We start from the raw sequence: 17,426 nt of genomic DNA, 5'->3' as shown, positions 1-17,426 counted from the left end.
GTGACTCCTGCAGAGTGTGTGCGGGGTGAGACGTCGCGCCGTGGGGACGCGGCCGGACGGTTTCAGCCTACTGGGCGGTCAGGACGGGGCGAGAGAGCGTGACGGTCTCGCGGACGGCGGCGACGACCGTGTCGACGTCTCCGCGGCGGATCGCCGCGGAGGGCAGCATCCACGATCCGCCGACGGCCGCCACGGCGGGAAGATCGAGGTAGGCGCGCGCCGAGTCGGCGTCGATCCCTCCGGTGGGAACGAACGAGACGTCGCCGAAGGGGGCCGCCAGCGCGCGGACGGCGGCGACGCCCCCGGACGTCTCGGCGGGGAAGAACTTCACGGTGCGGATGCCGTGCTCCCGCGCGGCCTGTACCTCGCTGGCCGTGCTCGCCCCCGGGATGACGGTGATGCCGTGCGCGCGGCAGCGCTCGAGGACACGCGTGCTGGTGCCGGGGCTCACGATGAAGCGCGCACCGGCAGCCACGGCGGCATCCACTTGGTCGGGATCCACGACGGTGCCGGCTCCCACGAGGAGATCGCCTCGGCGGGCGGCCGCGGCGATCGCGGTCAGGGCGGCCGGGGTGCGGAGCGTGAACTCGGCGACGGGAAGACCGCCGGCGACCAGAGCCGCGCCGACCAGTTCGCCGTCGGGGGCGGAATCGACCGTGACCACGGGAATCACGCGGAACTCTCGAAGACGATCCAGGGTTTCGGACACGGGACTCCCCACGACGTAGTGGTCAGGTCAGGCGAAATGATCATATCATTAGGCTGTGACGACGACGCACGTACCCGCATCCCTCTCCCGCTCCTGCACCGCCCGCCGCGGGGCGGTGCGATCGTGAGGATCCTGGCGCTGGAAGCCAGCACGACCTCGGCGAAGGCTCTGCTCTTCGACGCCGACACGGGCAGCATGCGCGTGCGCTCGCGCCGATTCGAGGTGTCCGTCGCCGACGCGGCGGTGCGCGACGGTGACTCGATCTACATCCAGCTCATGGCGCTCGGCCGCGAGGTCGCGGCGGGATCCTCGCCCGACCTCGTCGTGCTCATCGGCACGTGGCACGGTCTCGTCCTCACCGACGACGACTTGCGCACGGTGACGCCGGTGATGGAGTGGCCGTACACGGGGGCGCGGACGGTGGGGGCACGCCTGCGCGCCGACGAGGAGTTCACGCGGTGGTTCTACCGGCGGACGGGATGCATGGTGAACGCCGCCTACCCCGCGTTCAAGCTGCGTCACCTCCTCGAGTCCGGCGCGCAGATCGAGGGGCGCACGGTTCTCGATCAGGCGTCGCTCATCTTCGCCCGGATGACGGGCCGGGTCTGGAGCAACCCCTCCCTGGCCTCGGGTTCCGGGCTGCTCAACGCCGAGGCGGTCTCGTGGGACTCGGAGGTGCTCGAGCGCCTGGGGCTCACCGGCGTCGTCCTGCCCGAACTGTCCGAGAGCACCGACACCGCGCCCCTGCTCGCCGAGGCGGCGGGTCTTCTCGGCATCCCGTCCGGCATCCCGGTGCTCGTTCCGGGACCGGACGGCGGGCTGAACCAGATCGGTGACCTGGCGATCGAGCCGGGGGAGATGACGCTGTCGATGGGCACGAGCGGTGCGCTGCGCTTCTCTACCCCGACGCCGTCGTTCTCGGAGTCGATGAGCACGTGGTCGTATCGCTCGCCGCTCGGGCCGCTCAGCGGTGCGGCGACGTCCGGGTGTGGCAACTGCGTCGACTGGGCCCGCGACCGGTTCTTCGACCGCTCCGCCGACTTCTCCGAGATCGAGCCGCAGCTCTCCGACGATCGTCGCGACCTGCCGGTGTTCCTTCCCTTCCTGTTCGGTGAACGCAGTCCCGGGTGGCAGGATCAGCGCCGCGGCGGGTTCGCCGAGATGCTCCCCGCCCACACCAACATCGATCTGTATCAGTCGGTGCTCGAGGGAATCGTGTACTCGCTGGTGCACTGCTTCGCCGAGCTGCGCGCGGTCAACGGCGACCCGTCCCGCATCGTGCTGTCGGGGGGAGTGCTGTCGTCGCCGTTCTGGACCCAGATGACGGTGGACGCCCTCGGGCAGCCCGTCGAGGTGTCGGCGCGGCAGCACAGCTCGATCACGGGCGCGCTGCGGATGGGACTCCTTGCCCACGGCCACGACCCCCGGCATCCCTCGCTCGACGGGGTGACCTCGCGGGTCATCGAGCCCCGGGAGGAGCGTCGCAGCCAGTACGTCGAGGGATTCGAACGCTACCTCGAGCACTACGAGCGTTCGCGCCCCGTCGGGGTCCGCCGATGAGGGTCCTGGTCACCCCGACCTCCCTCGCGGGGCGGCAGGACGCACCCGCGCTGCGACGACTGCGCGACCGGGTCGACGACGTCGTGTTCTCGGAGGCGGGTCGGCCGCTCACCGAGGACGAGCTCCTCGACCTCGTGCCGGGCTTCGACGGCGTCATCGCGGGGCTCGACCCCTTCACCGCTCCCGTGCTGGCCGCGGCGGGGCGGCTGCGCACCATCGCGCGGTACGGAACCGGGATCAGCAACATCGACCTGGATGCCGCGGCCCGCCACGGCATCGTCGTGACGCGCACGCCGGGGGCCAACGCCCTCGCCGTGGCGGAGCTGACCATCGGGCTGATGCTGGCGGTGGCGCGTGGCATCCCTCGGTTGGACGCGGCGATGCGGCGGGGGGAGTGGACCCGCGGCGAGGGGATCGAGCTGGCGGGGCGGACCCTGGGTGTCGTGGGCTTCGGCGCCATCGGCCGGCTCGTGGCCGAGCGGGCCGCCGCGTTCGGAATGGAGGTCGTGACCTACGACCCCCAGATCGACGGGGCGGTGGCCTCGGCGGCCGGGGTCGAATCCATCGACCTCGACACCCTCGTGCGGCGCTCGCACGTGGTGAGCCTGCACGTCCCGCTCCTGCCCGAGACGCGGCACCTCGTGGATGCCACCCGCCTGGCGATGCTCCCGGCGGGGGCGATCGTGATCAACACGGCGCGGGGCGGTCTGCTCGACGAGAGGGCCGCCGCGGAGGCGCTGGACACCGGGCGGCTGTACGGCGTCGGAGTGGACGCCTACGAGGCCGAGCCGCCGACCTCGTCGCCGCTCGTCGGCCACCCGCGCGTCGTCGCGACGCCCCACGCGGGAGGCCATACGGATGCGGCGGTGGAACGGACCTCGCAACAGGCAGTCGACAACCTCCTCGCCGCCCTCGGTCGCTGACGCCCGCGCCTCAGTCCAGGCGGCGCACCTCGGAGAGCACGGCACCGACGTAGCGCCGGGTGTGCTCCTCCGCCGCGTCGGCGTCACCGCGACCGATGGCGGCCGCCGTCTGGACGTGGTTGTGCAGCGCCTCGTGGTTGGGCACGCCCGGGGTGAGGCCGTGCTCCGCGCGCCCCGTGATCACCGCGGCGATCGGTGCGCGGGTGGCGGCTAGCATGAGGTTGCCGCTGGAGACGAGGATGAGGTCGTGGAAGGCGATGTCGGCCGCGAGGTACTCCTCGGAGTCGCCGAGTCCCTCCGTTCCGAGGCGTTCGAGGCGATCCGCGAGGCGGAGGATCTCCCGTCGCTGCACGTCGCTCGCGCGCTGAGCGCTCAGGCGGGCGGCGACGGGTTCGATCGCTGCGCGGAGCTCCGTGACGACGGCGATCTGCTGCGCGCGGCCGCGGCCGGCCAACTGCCAGGCGATGAGCCGGGTGTCGAGCGCGCTCCACTGGTCGGACGGGCGGACCGTCACTCCCACGCGACGTCGCTGCTCGAGCATGTTCATGGCTTCGAGCACCCGGACTGCTTCGCGGATGACCGTGCGGGAGACGTCGTACTCGGCCTCGAGAGAGCCCAGGGTGAGCACGGTGCGGGGGGCGAGATGCCCCTCCACGATGCGCGTCCCGAGATCGTCCAGAACGGATCGGTGTGATGCCCGTGCCATGCGTACTCCTTTGTTATGTACGACCATATCTTGCGAAAAATATGATCATTGTGTGATGATTCCTCGACGCCGCTCACCGTGGGCGTCCCGAGCACGAGGCTCGGAACTCTTGACACGCCGTCGCTGACCGACGGCGCGCCCAACCTGAATCGATGGAGATCTCCTTGGACGACTGGACCCAAACACTCGGCACGGCCCCGCTGCTGGCCATCGCCGCGGGCGCGATCGCGCTCATTCTCGTCCTCATCATCTGGCTGAAGATGCACGCCTTCCTGGCGCTCATCATCGTGTCGCTCGTGACGGCCTTCGCCGCGGGCGTCCCGATCTCGGCGATCGTCAGCACCCTCACCGGCGGATTCGGCGGAACCCTCGGAACGGTCGCCCTGCTCGTGGCGCTGGGAGCGATGCTCGGCAGGCTGATCGAACACTCGGGCGGTGCCCGGGCGCTGGCGGAGATGTTCGTCCGCGTGTTCGGAGAGAAGCGGGCTCCCTTCGCGCTCGGCATTACCTCGCTGGTTCTCGGCTTCCCGATGTTCTTCGACGCCGGCCTCGTCATGATGCTGCCGATCATCTTCGCGATCGCCCGTCGGGTCTCGCGCAGCAACGTACTGCTGTTCGGCCTGCCGGCTGCCGCCGCTTTCTCGGTGATGCACGTCTTCCTGCCCCCGCACCCCGGCCCCGTGAGCGCGAGCGAGCTGTACGGCGCCAACCTCGGCATCGTGCTGCTGGTCGGTCTCATCATCGCGTTCCCGGTCTGGTACGTCTCGGGCTACCTGTGGGGCGTCTTCGTCGCGAAGCGCATCCAGCTCCCCGTGCCCACCCTGTTCGGTGAGATCGACGATGACCAGCCCGTCAACGCCCCGAAGCCCGGCACCGTGATCGCGGTCCTGCTGCTGCCGATGTTCCTGATCTTCCTCAACACCGGGCTCACCACGCTCGCCAGCGCCGGGGTCGTCTCGTCGGACGACGCCTGGGTGCAGGTGCTCACCCTGCTCGGCAACTCGGCCATCGCGCTGCTTATCACGGTCATCGTCGCCACGATCGTCTTCGGCTTCCGTCGCGGCGAGAACGGAACGGCCATCGAGAAGATCGTCGACTCCGCGCTCGGGCCGGTGGCCTCGGTCATCCTCATCACCGGCGCCGGTGGCATGTTCGGTGCGGTCCTGCGGGCCTCGGGCATCGGTGACGCGCTCGCCGACAGCCTCAGCGACCTCGGCCTTCCCGTCATCCTCGCGGCGTACATCATCGCCGTGGTGCTCCGCCTCGCCCAGGGCTCGGCCACCGTCGCCCTGGTGACCGCCGCCGGGCTCGCGGCCCCGGCGGTCATGGCCGGCGACTTCTCGCCGGTGCAGGTCGCCGCCATCACCCTCGCCACGGCGGCCGGATCCGTGTTCGCCGGTCACGTCAACGACTCCGGGTTCTGGCTGGTCGGCCGCCTCATGGGGATGGACGTCAAGACCACCCTGAAGACGTGGACCGTGCAGCAGGCCATCGAGTCGGTGCTCGGCTTCCTCGCCGCCCTGCTGGTCTTCGGCGTCGGCGCGCTCATTTGATCCCGGAAGACAGAACGATGAACACTGCACTCTTCGACGTATCCGACCGGTTGGCCCTGGTCACCGGATCGTCCCGCGGCCTCGGACGCTCTCTCGCGACCGCGCTCGCTCGCGGCGGCGCACGCGTGATCGTGCACGGCCGTGATCTCGAGGCCGTCGAGGCCACGCGCCGCGAGCTGGAGGAGATCTCCGGCCGCCCGGCCGCCTCGGTCGTCTTCGACGTGACGGATGCCACGCAGGTGGAGGCGCAGATCGGCCGGATGATCGACGAGGTCGGGGTTCCCGACATCCTGGTCAACAACGCCGGTGTGCAGCGCCGCGCTCCGATCCAGGACTTCGCCGTTGCGGACTGGGATGACCTGATCGCGGCGAACCTGTCGGGCGTGTTCTACGTGACGCGCTTCGTGGCTCCCGCGATGGTCGCCCGTGGCTCGGGCAAGATCGTGAACATCGCCTCGGTCCAGTCGCGGCTCGCGCGTCAGACCATCGCGCCGTACTCGGCCGCCAAGGGGGGCGTCGCCCAGCTGACCGCGGGGATGGCGGCGGACCTGGCACGTCATGGCATCCAGGTCAACGCGCTCTCTCCCGGCTACTTCGCGACGGAGATGAACCGCGCCCTCGTCGACGATGTGGAGTTCACGGCCTGGCTGACCCAGCGCACGCCGGCGCAGCGGTGGGGCGAGTTCCGCGAGCTCGACGGAGCGTTGCTGTTCCTGGCCTCCGACGCCTCGAGCTTCGTCTCCGGGCAGAACATTTTCGTCGACGGCGGAATGACCGCGGTGGTCTGAGGAGGACGACACCATGCACGCACTCTTCATCGATGCGGCCCGCGAGGCTGCCGTCCGCGATGTACCCCTGCCCGACCCCGGTGCCGATCAGGTGCGGATCCGCGTCGACTACGTCGGGATCTGCGGCTCGGACCTGCACTACTACTTCGACGGCGCCAACGGCGCGTTCGTGGTGCGGGAGCCGCTGATCCCGGGCCATGAGGTCTCGGGGCGTATCGACCACGACCCCGCGGGGGAGTGGGCCGCCGGAACGCCGGTCACCGTGCATCCCGCGCGGTTCGGGCAGCCTCGCCCGGGCATCGAGGACGACCCGCACCTGTGGCCCGGCGGTTCCTACCTGGGCAGCGCGTCGACCTGGCCGCACACGCAGGGGGCGGCCGCCGAGTATCTCGTGGTCGAACGCCGCATGATCCGGGTCCTGCCCGAGGGGCTGCCGATTCGTCGCGCCGCTTTGGCCGAACCGCTCGCCGTCGCCCTACACGCGCTGGGCAAGGCCGGGTCGGTCGAAGGCCAGCGCGTGCTCGTGACCGGGTCGGGGCCGATCGGCCTCCTCGCGGTGGCTGCGGCCTTCGCGGCGGGGGCGCACGTCACCGCCACCGACGTCTTGCCCGGCCCGCTGGCCCGCGCGCGCGATCTCGGTGCCGCAGCGACCGTGGATGTCAGCGCGGAAGCCCTGCCCGACGACACCTTCGACGTGGTGCTGGAGTGCTCGGGAGTGCCGCGGTCCATCTCCGCGGCTCTGCGCGCGGTCCGCGCCGCCGGCACGGTGGTGCAGGTGGGCATGTTGCCCAACGAGGACCGCTCGGTGAATCTCGCTCCCTTCATCGCGAAGGAGGTGCGCTATCTGGGGACCTTCCGGTTCTCGGACGAGATCGACGCCGCGATCGCCCTGCTGGCGGAGCGGCCCGAGATCGAGTCGGCCATCACCCACGAGTTCGCGCTCGGCGCGGCTGCGGAGGCTTTCGCGACAGCACGAGACTCCGACGGGTCGGGGAAGGTGCTCTTCGCGCTGTGAGGGCGCGGTGGCGTGAGCAGCTGCCGCGCGGGGGTCAGTGCTTCTTGTAGCCGGCGTTGCGTCCGAGCGAGAACAGCGCGCCGACCGCGGCGACGGCGCCGATCGCGGAGATCGCACCGATCGTCCAGAGCACGACGTGAGAGAAGAAGTCGCTGTCCATGAAGATCCTCCGGTCGGTATGGCTCTCCGATCCTATCGTCGCCGTGATGCCACCCCCTCCCCGGGCGGGGCGTCCGGGCGGGCTGAGCGGTCGGGTCGAACGCGCGGCGCGTCGCTGATAGACTCTCCGGGAACTTCGGCGAGGGATGCGTCGTCGTGCGCCCCGTGGGTGCGCGCGGCATCCGTGATCGACGCGGTGATGCAGGCTCCCGGCTTTCCTCACGCGCTCGCGTTCGAGTCGAATCCAGACCACACATGCGCGGACACCGTCCGCTCACAAGCTGCGGGACCCGTGCCCGCGAGGAGAAGAACATGTCGGAAGACAACAAGGTCGTCGCCGAGGTGCGCGAGAACTTCGGTAAGGGCTTCGCCCGCCGTCTGCGTGCCGAGGGCAAGATCCCCGCGGTCATCTACGGTCACGGTACCGAGCCGCAGCACGTCGCGCTGCCCGGCCACCAGGTGTCGCTGCTCATCCGCCGCGCGAACGCGCTGCTCGACCTCGACATCGCGGGCAAGAGCCAGCTCACGCTCGTCAAGGACGTGCAGAAGGACCCGGTGCGCCAGATCATCGAGCACATCGACCTGATCGTGATCACGAAGGGCGAGAAGGTCGCCGTCGACGTGCCGATCATCGTCACCGGTGACCCCTTCCCCGGCACGATGGCCTCGCTCGACACCACGTCGATCGCCCTCGAGGTCGAAGCCACCCACATCCCCCAGCACATCGAGGTCTCGGTCGAGGGCCTCGAGGACGGCACGCAGATCACCGCGGGAGACCTCGAGCTCCCGAAGGGCGCTGTTCTCACCGGCGACGCCGACCAGCTGATCATCGCCGTCTCGGTGCCCGTCGACACGCTCGCCGCCGAGGAAGAGATCGCCGAGGCCGACGCCGAGGTGGCCGAGGAGCAGTCCGAGGGCGACAACAACTGATCCCGGTGGGTCGCGCGAGCGGCCCGCGGTCGACGAGGGGGCGTGCAACCACGCCCCCTCGTTCTGTATGTGCTCGTGAGGTCAGGGTCCGTGCGCGGATCCGGAAGGATGGATGCCATGGCGCAGACGTGGCTCATCGTCGGACTCGGCAACCCGGGACCGCGATACGAGGCAACGCGGCACAACGTCGGGCAGATGGTCGTCGACGAGCTCGCGGCGCGGCGCCGGGAGGCGTTCCGGGCGCACAAGGCGAACGCCCGCGTCGTCGAGACGTGGCTGCGACCCGGGGGCCCGAAGATCGTGCTGGCCAAGCCCAACAGCTTCATGAATGTGTCTGGCGGCCCCGCGGCGGGGCTCGCCCGGTTCTTCGCGGTCGACCCTGAGCGCGTCGTCGTCGTGCATGACGAGCTCGACATCCCCTTCGACACGGTCAAGCTCAAGGTCGGTGGCGGCCACGGCGGCCACAACGGCGTGCGCGATGTCGCCAAGGCGCTCGGCACGGCCGACTTCCCGCGCGTGCGCGTGGGCATTGGTCGTCCTGTGGGCCGCCAGGACCCCGCCGACTGGGTGCTCGACCCCTTCAGCGCGACGGAGCGGCAGACGCTCCCCATCCTCGTGTCGGACGGTGCCGACGCGGTGGAGATGCTCATCGACGAGGGCCTCGTCGCGGCTCAGCAGCGGTTCCACGCGCCGCGCTGAGCGGAACCGTCAGGCTCGGGCGGCGGCAGAGTCCTGTGTCGGCGCGTGGATCAAGAGTTTCTCGGGATCGGGGAAGGGCACGAAGCCCACGCGAGCGTAGAGCTCGTGCGCGTCGAGGGTCGACAGCATCGTCCGTTTGAGCCCCCAGGGCGCGAGCGTCTCGACGATCGTCCGCGACAGCAGGAGGCCTACTCCGCGACCTCGGGCCTCGGGGACAACGTAGACGTCGCACACCCAGGCGAACGTCGCTCGATCGGTGACGACGCGGGCGTATCCCTTCATCTCGCCATCGGCCGCGAACGCGGCGAAGTTCAATGACCCTTCCGCCGCGAGCTGGACGGTCTCGCGAGGACGACCGATCGCCCAGAAGGCATCCGTGGAGAGCCAGCGGTGCACGAGGTCGAGGTCGATGCGCGCGAGGTCGGTCTCGATCACGAAGCTGTCGCTCATCGCGTCATCGTAGCGAGCCCGGAGAGAAGGGGCCGTATTCGTGCTCCGCACGCGGTGTCGTGGCTCCGCGCGTCGTGGCTCCGCGCTCCCGCTCCGCGCTTCGTGGCTCGGCGCTCCCGTTCCGCGCTTCGTGGCTCGGCGCTTCCGCTCCGCGCTTCGTGGCTCGACGCTCCCGCTCCACGTTCCGCGTTCCGCGCTCCCGCTCCGCGCACCGCGTTCCGCGCACCGCGTTCCGCGCTCCCGCTCCGCGCTCCGCGTTCCGCGCACCGCGTTCCGCGCACCGCGTTCCGCGCACCGCGTTCCGCGCTCCCGCTCCGCGCTCCGCGTTCCGCGCTCCGCGTTCCGCGCACCGCGTTCCGCGCTCCCGCTCCGCGCTCCGCGTTCCGCGCACCGCGTTCCGCGCACCGCGTTTCGCGCACCGCGTTCCGCGCACCGCGTTCCGCGCACCGCGTTCCGCGCACCGCGTTCCGCGCTCCCGCTCCGCGCTCCGTGGCTCCGCGCTCCGCGCGAACGCCAGGGTACCGGGAGGGGCGGGAAGCGGCTGCGTTCAGAACGGTGCGGCCTCGACAGCACGACCGGGCGGCGCGGCGCCGCTCGTCTCCGGGGAGTCGGTCCGGAATCGAACACGAGGCAAATGGTCGCTCGGGTACGGCTCGGGGGTATCGAGGTAGACCCTGCCCGTGGGTGAGGTCCATTCCAGGACCCCGCCGGGAAGCTGTCTGACCTCCCACCGGGTGAATTGCTTCTGGGTGTGGTGCCTCTGGCAGAGGCAGCACAGGTTGGTCACGGTGGTGGGACCGCCCCGGGCATGGTCGATCGAGTGATCGATCTCGCAACGGATGGCCGGGGCAGTGCACCCGGGGTACCGACAATGCCGGTCGCGGGCCCGCAGGAACCGGTCGATCGCGGCAGTGCGAGCGTAGGTGTCGGCGTGGAGGACGGCGCCGGTGATCGGATGAGTGACGACGCGGTCCCACGGGAGGCTGGTGGCTTCAGCCAACCGGCGCGCGGTTTCCGCGTCGAGCGGACCGTGCCCGACCAGCTCTGCCGGAGTCGCGTTTTCCCGCCCGGGCGCGAGCATGGCGAGGGCCGGGACGACGACTTGCACCCGCGCGCGGATCTTCCCCAACGTGCCGTGGGCATCTCCTGCCCGGGTCGGGTCGACCATCGGATCACCGGTGAGAAGCATGTCGGCGAACACATCCGCCCGCACCTGGTCCAGCGTGCGGGCATCAGGCGCGGGCGCCGGCGCCGAGGGGCTCGTCGGGACCGCCGGGTCTTTTCGCGCGTCGACGATGACCCGAGCCTGCTGGGTCAGCCGATCGAGCACGGCCTCCGCCAAGACCGTCGGCAGGGTCGCGATCAGATCGGACATTCCGTCTTCACCCGTCACCACCCGCACGCACCGCGATTCTCGTGCGGTGCGGTGGCGTTCGGTGAGGGTCTGTGGGTGCCACTTCTGCGCGGCGACGCTCAACCGGGTCTTGAGGCGCCCTGGACTCACCTCTCTCGCCAGAGCAGCGGCGAACCGGTCGAACTCCTCCCGCGTTTCTCGGGGGAGCGCGATACCGACGTCGGCGACCGCTCGCACGTGCCTCCGTGACAACTGGCCCGCTTCCCATCCGGCCACGGTCGCCGGGAAGCACTCGACCAGGGTCATGGCCTCAGAGATCTCTCGCTGCACCGTGCGGTCGGATTGCCGACACGCGGCGGCGATCTCGGAGGCGACTTCTCGCATCGCCATGTCGGACGCCCTCACCGACGCCCGTGCGGATGCCGCAGACTCCAGGGCGAGCCTCCCGGCCGCAGCGAGAGCGCGCACCCGGGCCACCTCGGCGGCAGCGACCGCCGCTTCGGCGGACACCACGGCATTCCGCACCATCGCGAGGTGCGACAACGAGCCCGACGGCCCGGCGGTTCCGCTCGTCGGATGGCCCTCGTTCGCGCGCCCGCCGTCGCCGTGACGTCGACTCGCGCGGGGCGAGACGGGCGGCTCATCCGCCGACGGAACATTCGAAGACATGTTCTAAGAGTACCCGTTCCCAACGACATTACCCAGGTCAGAGATTGAATCTGTGAAAAGCTGGATCCGTTTACAGCCTGTGGAGGAGGGGTCGAGCGCGCTCTCGAGCCAAGGCAAAGGCCCCATCGAGCCCTGGCCTGGTGACCGCCCGCCCAGCGCGCGGCGCCCCGCTCCGAAGACCGGCCGAGCAACGCAGAACGGCCCCGATCCGAAGACCGGGGCCGTTCGTGAGAAGCGCCGTTACAGGTACGGGGCCGCACCGATGGCGGTACCGATCCCCAGGAAGACGAAGACGACGATCCCACCGAGGACGGCGAGGATGATCGCGGTGATTCCCCACCCGCGCCCGCGGTTCTTCACGGCGGCGACAATGCCCTGGATGAAGCCCCACAACGCCAGGACGCCCCACACGAGGAACCCCGCGACCGAGAACAGTCCCGCGGAGATGGCGATCTGTTCAGCGCCAGGCGGGAGCGTGTTGGGGTCGATCGTGGTGGTGCCGTCGGTCATCGAGGCGTACTGCGCGAGGCTGCCGCTCTGCATCCCGCCGATGAACGCGAGGATCGATCCGACGACGATGCCGACCAGCGCGACGACGAACGCGATGACACCGAGCTTCCGGGAACCCTTCGTGCCGGGCGTGCGGTCGGCGGGAGCTGCCGGCGGAGCGGTATAGCCCGTCTGTGACGCCTCGGCGCGCGTGGTGGGCGGCGGGTTGTACGGCTCGGGGGGCGGCGGTGTGCTGCTCACGGTGTCCTCCTCTGGTCGTCGAGGACACGTGGCGCCCTCGTCTCCGCGAGCCTAGGGATCTTCCGCGGATTCGCCGAGGGGGGTGGACGCGTCCGGGCATCAGCCGGTAGAACGCGCCCGCACCGTCCGGAACAGCCCGCGACCCGGGCAGTCGCTCAGACGGGCACGCCAGCGCTCCCGGCCGACGTACCCACGCCCGCCGCGAGTGCCACCCCCACGAGGAGGGCGAAAACGATCGGTGCGAGCACCGAGACGACGATCGCGGCGATGCCCGCGCCCCGTCCGCGGTCGGTGGAGACGGCAACGATGCCCAGGACGAAGGCCGCGACTCCGAGAGCGGCGCCGGCCCAGAACGCGATCTCGGCGACGAGCACGAGGTCGCGCACCGGTGACAGCAGCCTCCAGTCGACGGACTGACCGCCGCGGGCGACGAACTCGCTCCCCGCTCCGCGCGCGACGCGGAACGCCGCGAATCCGGCGACGGCCGGGGCCACGAGCCCGGCGATCACCGAGAGGACGAGCGCGAGAGCGCCCAGTGGCCGCCGGGACGTCGGTGCGTCGATCGGGGTCAGGAGGGTGCCGACCGGGGGCGCGGCGTGCGGGGCGGTGAACGACGGGCCGCCGGGCGCGCTCGGTGAAGACATGCAGCCACTGTACGAGACGTCGCCCGCCGTGTCGGTGCCCCCGCGTAGACTCTGTCGAGTGACAGTTCCCGGGATCGTGCGCGCCCTCGAGCAGGCTGAGTCGTACCGGGAGGCCGCTGCGGCGGCATCCTCCGATCTGTCTCTCTCCCTCGTCGACGGGCTCGACGCGCCCGTCATCGCTGGCCTCCTCGAGCATCGACGCTCGGCGGGGACACCCGGCGCCGTTCTGGTGATCGCGCCCACCGGCCGACGTGCCGAGTCTCTCGGTCCGGCCCTGGATGCCGTGCTCCCGGGCGCGCAGGTGCTGCACTTCCCCGCGTGGGAGACGCTGCCGCACGAGCGCTTGAGCCCGAGCCCCGAGACCGTCGGTCGCCGCCTCGATGTGCTGCGCCGGATCGCCGCGTGGGACGGTGAGGTGCCGCTCGTCGTCACTGCCTCCGTGCGCAGCGCTCTGCAGCCGCTCGCGCCGGGACTCGGTGACGTGGAGCCGATCGACCTCCGCATCGGTGGGCGCGGCAGTGAGCTCGACGAGGTGATCGCGCGGCTCGTCGAGCTGGCGTATCACCGCGTCGACATGGTCTCCCGCCGCGGGGAGTTCGCGGTGCGCGGTGGCATCCTCGATGTCTTCCCGCCGGTGGCCGACCACCCCTACCGCGTGGAGTTCTTCGGTGACGAGGTCGATCAGATCCGCGCCTTCTCGGTCGCCGACCAGCGCTCGCTGCCCGGCGAGGTGGGGCACATCTCGCTCGTGCCGAGCCGCGAGCTGCTGCTGACCCCCGAGGTGCGCGCGCGGGCCGCCGAGCTCCGAGACGGCTATCCGGGCCTGCGTCAGCTCCTGGAGAAGATGTCCGAGGGCATCCCCGCGGAGGGGATGGAGTCCCTGATCCCGGTCCTGATCGACGACCTGACCACGATCGTGGACTACCTGCCCGGGGGCACCGCCGTCGCGCTGGTCGACCCGGAACGTTCGCTGGCGCGGGCGACGACGCTCGGCGACACCAACCGCGAGTTCCTCGAGGCCGCGTGGTCGGCCGCCACCGCCGGCGCCGACACCCCGGTCGACCTGGGCGCGGGTGATTTCGTCACCCTCGACGACCTCCGCGAGATCGCGAATGGTCGTGGGGGAGTGTGGTGGCGCCTGAGCGCCTTCGATTCGGGAGCGGCGGATGCCGAGGCCGAGGGTCTCGTGACCGGCGACGACTCCGCCCACCGTGTGAAGGCCGACCCCGTGCCGTCGTTCCAGGGCAATGTCGACGGGGCCACGGCACACATCGGGGGACTCCTCGCCGACGGGTGGTCCGTCGTGGTGACGGCATCCGGACCCGGTCTGGTCGACCGCGCGCGCGACGTCCTCGCCGAGCGCGGGATCGCCGCGCGCCGCGTCGACGACGTGCGCACCCCGCCCGAGCCCGGCGTCGCTCACATCGTGTGCGCTCCCCTCGAGCGGGGGTTCCAGCTCCCCGAGACGACCTTCGCCGTCATCACCGAGACCGAGTTCTACGGTCGCGCGGTCGGCGGCGACAACCGCGGCGTGAAGAAACTCGCGTCGCGGCGTCGCAACGTGGTCGATCCCCTGCAGCTGAAGCCCGGCGACGTGGTCGTCCACGCCACCCACGGCATCGGCAAGTTCCTCGAGCTCACGCGGCGCGAGGTCTCCAGCGGCGGACGTAACGCCGTGAAGACCACCAAGGAATACCTCGTCCTCGAGTACGCCCCGTCCAAGCGCGGCTACCCCGGCGACAAGCTGTTCGTGCCGACCGATCAGCTCGACCTGCTGTCGAAGTACGTCGGTGGAGAGGCTCCGACCCTCTCGAAGATGGGTGGAAGCGACTGGGCCGCCGCGAAGGGCCGTGCCCGCAAGGCCGTGCGCGACATCGCGGTCGAGCTGGTCAAGCTCTACTCGGCCCGCATGGCGGCGAAGGGCTACGCCTTCGGCCCCGACACACCGTGGCAGCGCGAGCTGGAAGAGGCGTTCCCGTTCGCCGAGACCCCGGATCAGCTGCAGACGATCGACGAGATCAAGGCCGACATGGAGAAGCCGATCCCGATGGATCGCCTGCTTTCGGGCGACGTCGGCTTCGGTAAGACCGAGGTCGCGGTGCGCGCCGCCTTCAAGGCGATTCAGGACGGCAAGCAGGTCGCGATGCTGGTTCCCACGACGCTGCTGGTCAAACAGCACCTCGAGACATTCGCCGAGCGGTTCGCCGGGTTCCCGGTCACCGTGCGGCCGCTCTCGCGTTTCCAGACCGACAAAGAGGCGCGCGCGACCCTCGCGGGCCTCACCGACGGCACCGTCGACATGGTCATCGGCACCCACCGCATCCTCACCGAGAAGGTCATCTTCAAAGACCTCGGCCTCATGATCATCGACGAGGAGCAGCGCTTCGGCGTCGAGCACAAAGACGCGCTGAAGAAGCTCAAGACCAACGTCGACATTCTCGCGATGAGCGCCACGCCGATCCCGCGGACGTTGGAAATGGCCGTCACCGGAATCCGCGAGATGTCGACCCTGGCGACTCCGCCGGAGGACCGGCATCCGATCCTCTCCTACGTCGGAGCGCGCAACGACAAGCAGATCTCGGCCGCGATCCGGCGGGAGCTGCTGCGCGAGGGGCAGGTGTTCTACGTGCACAACCGGGTGTCGTCGATCCAACGGGTCGCCGCGCACCTGGCCGAACTCGTGCCCGAGGCGCGCATCGTCGTGGCGCACGGACAGATGGGCGAGCACCAGCTCGAGCAGGTCGTCGACGACTTCTGGGAGCGTCGCGCCGACGTCCTGGTGTCGACCACGATCATCGAAACCGGCCTCGACATCGCCAACGCCAACACGATCATCATCGACCGCGCCGACAAGTACGGTCTCTCGCAGCTGCACCAGCTGCGTGGGCGCGTCGGTCGCGGGCGCGATCGCGCGTACGCCTACTTCCTGTACGACGAGATGAAGCCCCTGTCCGAAACAGCGGCCGACCGCCTCGAGACCATCGCGGTCAACAACGATCTCGGCAGCGGTATGCAGGTGGCGCTGAAAGACCTCGAACTGCGCGGGGCGGGAAACCTGCTCGGCGCCGAGCAGGCCGGTCACATCGCCGGTGTGGGTTTCGACCTGTACCTGCGCATGATCGGCGAGGCCGTGGCGACCTTCCGCGGCGAAGACACCGAAGGGCCGACCGAGCTTCGCCTCGAGCTCCCCGTCGACGCGCGTCTTCCCGAGACCTACATCGACAGCGAGCGCCTGCGGCTGGAGGCGTACCAGAAGCTGTCGGCCGCGGCATCCGCCACCGCCAAGGACGACGCGATCGACCTCGTCGTCGAAGAGCTCCGCGACCGGTACGGCGAACCGCCCGCAGAGGTGGAGGGCCTCGTCGCCGTCGCACGCCTGCGTCGCCGCGCCGCCCAGGCGGGTCTCGCCGATGTCGTCGCGATGGGGTCGAACCTCCGCATCGCCCCGGCGAACCTCCCCGACTCGTTGCGGGTCCGTCTGCAACGGCTCTACCCGAAGGCGAAGCTCGTGGCGAACGGGGATGCCATGGTCGTGCCGCTTCCGCAGGATGCCGCCGACGGCAACCTCATCGCCTGGGTGCGCCAGTTGCTGGATGCGCTGTGGCCGTTGCCGGTGAAGGAGTCCGAGACCGCGTCGGCATGATCGGAAGGACGCCATGATCGGAGCTCTTGTGACCGTGACCGTCGCGATGAGCGTGGTCGCTGTCGCCGCCTTCTGGGTGGCGCGACGCGGGACGGCGGGCACCCTGCCGCGAAACGATCTCGTCGGGATCCGGACGGACGGGATCTGAGCGGCTCTCTCCTCGACCCGTCTCGTCGCCGGCGCTACGCTGACGGCACCGACGGGAAGGACACCGCTCATGCGCTTCGCTCACCTCGGGGCCGAGCCCCGGATCCACCCCGACGCCGTCATCGCCCCGACCGCCGTCGTCAGCGGCGACGTCACGATCGGTCCCGGATGCCAGATCCTGCACGGCGCCGTGATCACCGCCGAGGGGAGCCGGATCGTGCTGGGGGAGCACACGATCGTGATGGAGAACGCGCTGGTGCGGGCGAGCTCCACCCATGCGGTACACGTCGGTGCGCACACGCTGATCGGTCCGATGGCCAGTGTGGCGGGAGCCGACATCGGCGACGAGGTGTTCCTGGCCACGGGCACGCGCGTCTTCAACGGGGCCGAGATCGGCGATCGGTGCGAGGTCCGCATCAACGCGATCGTGCACCTGCGCACGGTCCTGCCGCCCGAGACGGTGGTGCCGATCGGATGGGTGGCCGTCGGAGACCCGGTGCAGCTCCTGTCTCCCGACCGCCACGACGAGATCTGGGCCGCGCAGAAAGAACTCGACTTCCCCGGTTACGTCTTCGGTCTCGACCGCGAGACCCCCGACCTCATGGTGCAACTGACCGAGCGCTACGGCCGGAGCCTCGCGCGGCACGCCGCCGACCGCCGCCTCGACTGAGAAGGGGCCGCCGCGGCGTCCGTCTCACGACCCGCGGGAACAGCGACGCGCCGACCC

Annotated in this window: 17 protein-coding genes; 10 read left to right on the top strand and 7 right to left on the bottom strand. The window is 70.4% G+C overall.

The features are described 5' to 3' along the window. Positions 1 to 67: 67 nt before the first annotated feature. Positions 68 to 709 (bottom strand): bifunctional 4-hydroxy-2-oxoglutarate aldolase/2-dehydro-3-deoxy-phosphogluconate aldolase, encoded by a 642-nt coding sequence (eda, locus tag ACU6WY_RS09555; protein WP_483819429.1) that lies wholly within the window; start codon positions 707 to 709, stop codon positions 68 to 70. A 123-nt stretch (positions 710 to 832) separates the two neighbouring features. Between eda and ACU6WY_RS09550 the strand changes: the two genes are divergently transcribed. Together ACU6WY_RS09550 and ACU6WY_RS09545 are read left to right on the top strand one after the other, a co-directional pair. Next, on the top strand, positions 833 to 2,269 hold the full coding sequence (locus ACU6WY_RS09550) for a gluconokinase (protein ID WP_483819428.1): 1,437 nt from the start codon (positions 833 to 835) through the stop codon (positions 2,267 to 2,269). Then, positions 2,266 to 3,192, top strand: coding sequence for a phosphoglycerate dehydrogenase (locus ACU6WY_RS09545; RefSeq protein ID WP_483819427.1), 927 nt, complete (start codon positions 2,266 to 2,268; stop codon positions 3,190 to 3,192). Before ACU6WY_RS09550 ends, ACU6WY_RS09545 begins: the two co-directional genes overlap by 4 nt. 10 nt (positions 3,193 to 3,202) lie before the next feature. On the opposite strand, the gene ACU6WY_RS09540 is transcribed toward ACU6WY_RS09545, so the two are convergent. Then, positions 3,203 to 3,898 carry a FadR/GntR family transcriptional regulator gene (locus tag ACU6WY_RS09540; RefSeq protein WP_483819426.1) on the bottom strand — a complete coding sequence of 232 codons (696 nt, stop codon included), beginning with the start codon at positions 3,896 to 3,898 and terminating at the stop codon, positions 3,203 to 3,205. A 164-nt stretch (positions 3,899 to 4,062) separates the two neighbouring features. Here ACU6WY_RS09540 and ACU6WY_RS09535 point away from each other — a divergent pair, with 164 nt between their 5' ends. From ACU6WY_RS09535 to ACU6WY_RS09525, 3 genes are read left to right on the top strand one after another with little or no spacing between them, the layout of a single operon-like run. Beyond that, the gene (locus ACU6WY_RS09535) at positions 4,063 to 5,451 is read left to right on the top strand and encodes a GntP family permease (RefSeq protein ID WP_483821894.1); all 1,389 of its coding nucleotides are present in this window, start codon (positions 4,063 to 4,065) and stop codon (positions 5,449 to 5,451) included. Between the two features lie 17 nt (positions 5,452 to 5,468). After that, on the top strand, positions 5,469 to 6,239 hold the full coding sequence (locus ACU6WY_RS09530) for an SDR family oxidoreductase (RefSeq protein WP_483819425.1): 771 nt from the start codon (positions 5,469 to 5,471) through the stop codon (positions 6,237 to 6,239). Positions 6,240 to 6,252: 13 nt separating this feature from the next. Next, on the top strand, positions 6,253 to 7,254 hold the full coding sequence (locus ACU6WY_RS09525) for a zinc-binding dehydrogenase (RefSeq protein ID WP_483819424.1): 1,002 nt from the start codon (positions 6,253 to 6,255) through the stop codon (positions 7,252 to 7,254). Between the two features lie 34 nt (positions 7,255 to 7,288). Here ACU6WY_RS09525 and ACU6WY_RS09520 read toward each other — a convergent pair whose 3' ends face one another. Beyond that, on the bottom strand, positions 7,289 to 7,414 hold the full coding sequence (locus ACU6WY_RS09520; RefSeq protein ID WP_483819423.1) for a hypothetical protein: 126 nt from the start codon (positions 7,412 to 7,414) through the stop codon (positions 7,289 to 7,291). Between the two features lie 311 nt (positions 7,415 to 7,725). Here ACU6WY_RS09520 and ACU6WY_RS09515 point away from each other — a divergent pair, with 311 nt between their 5' ends. Together ACU6WY_RS09515 and pth are read left to right on the top strand one after the other, a co-directional pair. After that, a complete protein-coding gene (locus tag ACU6WY_RS09515; protein ID WP_483819422.1) occupies positions 7,726 to 8,343 on the top strand; it encodes a 50S ribosomal protein L25/general stress protein Ctc in 618 nt (205 codons plus the stop codon). A gap of 117 nt (positions 8,344 to 8,460) precedes the next feature. Then, entirely contained in the window at positions 8,461 to 9,042 is a 582-nt protein-coding gene (gene pth / locus ACU6WY_RS09510; protein WP_483819421.1) for an aminoacyl-tRNA hydrolase, read from the top strand. Between the two features lie 9 nt (positions 9,043 to 9,051). Here the strand turns inward: pth and ACU6WY_RS09505 are convergent, their stop codons facing one another. The 4 genes from ACU6WY_RS09505 to ACU6WY_RS09490 form a co-directional block, all read right to left on the bottom strand. Beyond that, entirely contained in the window at positions 9,052 to 9,492 is a 441-nt protein-coding gene (locus ACU6WY_RS09505; protein ID WP_483819420.1) for a GNAT family N-acetyltransferase, read from the bottom strand. Between the two features lie 547 nt (positions 9,493 to 10,039). Continuing rightward, positions 10,040 to 11,374, bottom strand: a complete 1,335-nt coding sequence (locus ACU6WY_RS09500; RefSeq protein WP_483821893.1) for an HNH endonuclease — start codon at positions 11,372 to 11,374, stop codon at positions 10,040 to 10,042. Between the two features lie 381 nt (positions 11,375 to 11,755). Then, the gene (locus ACU6WY_RS09495; RefSeq protein WP_483819419.1) at positions 11,756 to 12,265 is read right to left on the bottom strand and encodes a hypothetical protein; all 510 of its coding nucleotides are present in this window, start codon (positions 12,263 to 12,265) and stop codon (positions 11,756 to 11,758) included. Between the two features lie 155 nt (positions 12,266 to 12,420). Next, positions 12,421 to 12,909 carry a hypothetical protein gene (locus ACU6WY_RS09490; RefSeq protein ID WP_483819418.1) on the bottom strand — a complete coding sequence of 163 codons (489 nt, stop codon included), beginning with the start codon at positions 12,907 to 12,909 and terminating at the stop codon, positions 12,421 to 12,423. A 58-nt stretch (positions 12,910 to 12,967) separates the two neighbouring features. On the opposite strand from ACU6WY_RS09490, the gene mfd reads away from it, so the two are divergent. The 3 genes from mfd (at position 12,968) to ACU6WY_RS09475 (ending at position 17,369) form a co-directional block, all read left to right on the top strand. Next, positions 12,968 to 16,552: a transcription-repair coupling factor gene (gene mfd, locus ACU6WY_RS09485; RefSeq protein ID WP_483819417.1), complete on the top strand. Its 3,585-nt coding sequence runs from the start codon at positions 12,968 to 12,970 to the stop codon at positions 16,550 to 16,552. A gap of 13 nt (positions 16,553 to 16,565) precedes the next feature. Then, entirely contained in the window at positions 16,566 to 16,700 is a 135-nt protein-coding gene (locus tag ACU6WY_RS09480) for a hypothetical protein (protein ID WP_483819416.1), read from the top strand. A gap of 69 nt (positions 16,701 to 16,769) precedes the next feature. Then, positions 16,770 to 17,369, top strand: coding sequence for a gamma carbonic anhydrase family protein (locus tag ACU6WY_RS09475; RefSeq protein WP_483819415.1), 600 nt, complete (start codon positions 16,770 to 16,772; stop codon positions 17,367 to 17,369). Positions 17,370 to 17,426: the final 57 nt, after the last annotated feature.

The sequence above is a fragment of the Microbacterium sp. ZW3a genome, from assembly GCF_057167165.1.
Note: the sequence above shows the minus strand (reverse complement) of the source record. Positions and strands in the feature narration are given on the sequence as shown.